The 3,543-nt window shown below is 63.2% G+C and carries 3 protein-coding genes and 1 pseudogene; 1 reads left to right on the forward strand and 3 read right to left on the reverse strand.

All coding sequences use genetic code 11. The features are described 5' to 3' along the window. Positions 1-6: 6 nt before the first annotated feature. Positions 7-315, forward strand: a pseudogene (locus ACYKG1_RS21570) (hypothetical protein); the annotation flags it as partial. 6 nt (positions 316-321) lie between these two features. Here ACYKG1_RS21570 and ACYKG1_RS21575 read toward each other — a convergent pair. The 3 genes from ACYKG1_RS21575 to ACYKG1_RS21585 all read right to left on the reverse strand — a co-directional run bounded on the left by ACYKG1_RS21575 (position 322) and on the right by ACYKG1_RS21585 (position 3,469). Continuing rightward, the gene (locus tag ACYKG1_RS21575) at positions 322-1,233 is read right to left on the reverse strand and encodes an ABC transporter six-transmembrane domain-containing protein (RefSeq protein WP_478470906.1); all 912 of its coding nucleotides are present in this window, start codon (positions 1,231-1,233) and stop codon (positions 322-324) included. A 266-nt stretch (positions 1,234-1,499) separates the two neighbouring features. After that, entirely contained in the window at positions 1,500-3,080 is a 1,581-nt protein-coding gene (locus tag ACYKG1_RS21580; protein WP_011798713.1) for an IS91-like element ISCR22 family transposase, read from the reverse strand. A 182-nt stretch (positions 3,081-3,262) separates the two neighbouring features. Then, positions 3,263-3,469, reverse strand: a complete 207-nt coding sequence (locus ACYKG1_RS21585) for a hypothetical protein (RefSeq protein WP_020205952.1) — start codon at positions 3,467-3,469, stop codon at positions 3,263-3,265. Positions 3,470-3,543 lie beyond the last annotated feature (74 nt).

Here is a 3,543-nt window from a genome sequence, read left to right on the forward strand (position 1 = left end):
CGAGCAGGCAATGCCATCAGCACCATGGAGCAGGGTAATGTGCTGATGCAGGAAGGCCTGTCGCGCAATGCCGACGTCGCGTCGGCCCTGGCACGCATTGACGAACAAAGCCGCTCGGCCGGCCAGCAGTTTGCCGCGATCACCACCGCCACCCAGGAGCAGAGCAGCACCGCAACCCTGCTCAGCAGCAACCTGCAGAGCATCGCCCTGGCCAATAGCGAGCAGCGTGAAGTGGTGTCGAACCTGGCCGTTACCGCCAAGGAACTGGAGACCCTGGCGGCAGGGTTGCGCCAGGAAGTGGATCGGTTCCGCTAAGGCTGATCAGTCCCCCAGCCCCGGGTCCACCCGTTTGCCGATGTCCTTGAGCCGCGCCAGTTGATCAACCATCCCTGGCGCTTCGTCGAGGCTGCTGACAAAGGTCCACAGATAGGTCATCACTGCATAGATATGGCCGGCCTTGACCGCCGGTGACAAGGCCAGTTGGCTGATCGCGACGATGAACAGCAGCGCGGCCAACGCGCCGAAGAACAGGTAGGCAGCGGCCTCGCGGTCCGACAGCCAGATCCGCAGGCGCGACAGCAGTTGATAATGGCGTCGCAGGGTTTGGGCGCCGACTTTCTCTACCAGGCCGATCTCCTTCTCCAGGCGGTTGTTCAACCGTTCGTGCAGTTGCTCGTTACGGCGGGCAAAGCGCGGCAGCAGGGTGATGCATATCGCCAGCGCGGCAAAGCAGGCCAGGCCAACCCAAGGTTCAATCACCAATAGCATCACGGCTGCACCGACGATGGACACCAAGGCCGTTGCAATAATGGGCACATGTTTTTCGAAGAAATCGACAAAGTCCCGCGCCAGTACCACCCGCGCGGCGGCCTTTGACGTGCTGTGATTTTGCAGGCGCTGATTGAGAATCACCGGTACGGCAAGATCGGCGTAGATCCGGGTGAAGGTGCGGGTATCCAGGGCCCGGCGTGCGGCACCGACTACCCAGAAAGCCATCACCACCGCCGCATAGAACAACGCACTGCCGGCATCGCCGCGCAGGATCGAGTCCACCGCAAAACCGGCAAACAGGGGATAGGCCAGCAGCAATGCGTTCTCCAGCGCGACCAGTGACAGCGTGCAGAACAGCTTGCCGGGATAGGCCTTGGCGATTGCCTTGAGGGTTTGGCTGGCGGATTGCTGGCCGATTTTCTTGCTTTCTTCGATCAGGATGTGTGGCGTTACGGATGGCATGGGTGCACCAAAGGAGTAATAGGCGCTACTATTGAGCGACCGCTCAAGTATCCTTGAGCAGTCGCTCAAGGGGATAGGAAATCCAACCGCATGAGCACAAGTATAGCACACGTTTGGGGCGTCTCAGGCATGCACACAGGGGACTGCTGGGTTGATTTCTCAAAGCCAGTTGCCCGAGATTTTTCGGTATGACCCGTTTTTGGCGGTGACAGGCGCAGCGCTGCCTCGCAACGTTGGCAAAACCACTGTTAACCGCTGTTGCCACCCTACCAACTGACGCGCTGATCGACCTCGAAGTCCGGGGCCGGTTGGGTCGCTTCATCCCAGTCTGGGGCTGGCTCCACGCCCTCTGCGGCTTGCGCGTCGCACTCGTCCCACAGTGGCGGCCCGCGTGCCGGGGTGATGTGCGGCGGCTCCGTCTCCACCCCGATGTGCTCCAGTATTTGGCGGATATCGGCACTGTGTGTGATGAAGGCGATGATGTGCATTTGCCCGCCGCAGATGGGGCACAGCAGCGGGAACACCTCGTAGATACGGGCCATCAGCACCGCCCACAAATAGTGCGCCGGGCGCTTGGGTGGCACCGGCTGGGCGGGCTCGGTCTGGGTTGGCAGTGGGCTTCTTACCCCAAGTGCGCCCTCGCCTGCAGCCGTGCTGGCTGGCTCGGCTTGCACCTGCGCCGGTTTCACCGCTGCATCACGCGCCAGCGCCGTGACGGCAGGCCTCAAGGGTGAGTTCGGTGCCAGCACGCCAAAGTAGCGGTGGCGGTGCGTGCGCGGCGGGGGCACCAGCTTGGCGATACGTTCAATCAGCTCCAGCGGGGTGAGGGTGATCTCATCGGCCTTTACGCCGCGCTTGTTGTGAGGCAGGCTGCCGGGCTCGCTGTGCTGCTTGGCGCAGCGGTAGACCAGCTCGCTGCCCGCTTTGCGCAGCCGCTCCATGGCAAACGGCGGGCGGGCGCAGTAGCGCAGCAGCCGCTCCAGCCCGGCGCGGTCGTGCGCCGCTATGCACACGCTGGTGTCCGCCGAAAACCCGCTGTGCTTGTAGCCCAGCATCTCTTGGGCCTCGAAACTCTCCAGCAGGCCCCGTCCGACAAAGGCGCGCAGGATGCGTTTGCGTAAGCTGGCCTGCACCTGACCCACGGCATCCGCAGTCACGCCGGTGGCGGGGTGGAAGATGATGCGCGATGGTGAGCTTTGAGAAGCTGCATCAGCAGCATCGCCCTCCTCGCCCGCCACTTCCTCAAACACGCCATCGACTGCGCAGACATGGAAGTGCACATGCTCGTTCAGACTGGAGCCAAAGCGGTGGATGAAGGCGACTGCGCCTATGTGCAGTGCTGCCTTGTCCACATTGGCCGCACCAGGGCTGTTGGCTTGCAGCGTTTGCGCGATGACGCGTAGGAAGATGCGCAGCACCATGCCCAGCACCGGGCCCTCTCGCTGCATGTAGTACCGCAGCCGTTTGGGCACCGACAGCACCCACTGGCGCACCGGCAGGCGGGGAAACACATGGTCGGTGAGGTGTGCCGCCGTCTCAGCCATGCGCCGGGTGTTGCATGAGGGGCAGACACCCCTGCCTTTGCACGAGAAGGCGACCAGGAAGTCGTGTCCGCAGTCGTCGCAGCGGGCGCGGGCAAAGCCGTGGGCGAAGATGCCGCACTCCAGATATTTCTCGAACGCTTTGCGCACGTAGGGCCTGGGGCTGTGGTGGTCGCCCTGGCCCTCAAATTGACCCTCGCAAGCCAGCTCCAGCCAGCTCTCGTAGTGCTCGGCCACGGTTTGGTAGAGCAGAGTGCGTTCGGGGTGGCGGGGGTTGTAGCGCTTGGGTTTGGCGGTGGCTGGCATGAATACTGCGCAAATACACAGTATTTTGCAGACTTCTCCTCAGCCGTGTGAACGCTGGTCAGGAACCGCCTCTATTCGCCGGTGAGGTGGCGGTTTTGATGCGCGGCGGGTTCAGCTGAGCAGCGCCTGCTGGTCTGGCCTGGCTTTGATCGGGGTGTACTCTCGGCGGTTATTCGCACCGGTTACTCGCGCGACGGCTGACCGACCAGTCCCATGTACTGGTCGGCAAACGAGAAGCGCGCGCCGACGCGGTTGCCGTAGTAGAGGTCGTGGTGCCAGAGCGTGAGCGTGGTGCCGCCGTCGTACTCCGCCTGCTGCGGCTCCCACGGTTGGCCGCAGAAATTCAGTGCGCTGAAGCGCATCGGGGCCAGCGCCGGCTGGCCGGCCATGAAGGTGGCTTCGTAGGCGCGGGTCGCTAATGCACCATGGACTTCAGGCGTGAAGCTTTCGCGGCCCCCACTAA

This window comes from Stenotrophomonas sp. 85239_Sma (assembly GCF_056481725.1).

Bases quoted from the DNA above. Each gene is read 5' to 3' on its own strand.
- ACYKG1_RS21575 (WP_478470906.1), bottom strand. From the start codon at position 1,233: ATGCCATCCGTAACGCCACACATCCTGATCGAAGAAAGCAAGAAAATC.
- ACYKG1_RS21580 (WP_011798713.1), bottom strand. From the start codon at position 3,080: ATGCCAGCCACCGCCAAACCCAAGCGCTACAACCCCCGCCACCCCGAA.
- ACYKG1_RS21585 (WP_020205952.1), bottom strand. From the start codon at position 3,469: ATGGCCGGCCAGCCGGCGCTGGCCCCGATGCGCTTCAGCGCACTGAAT.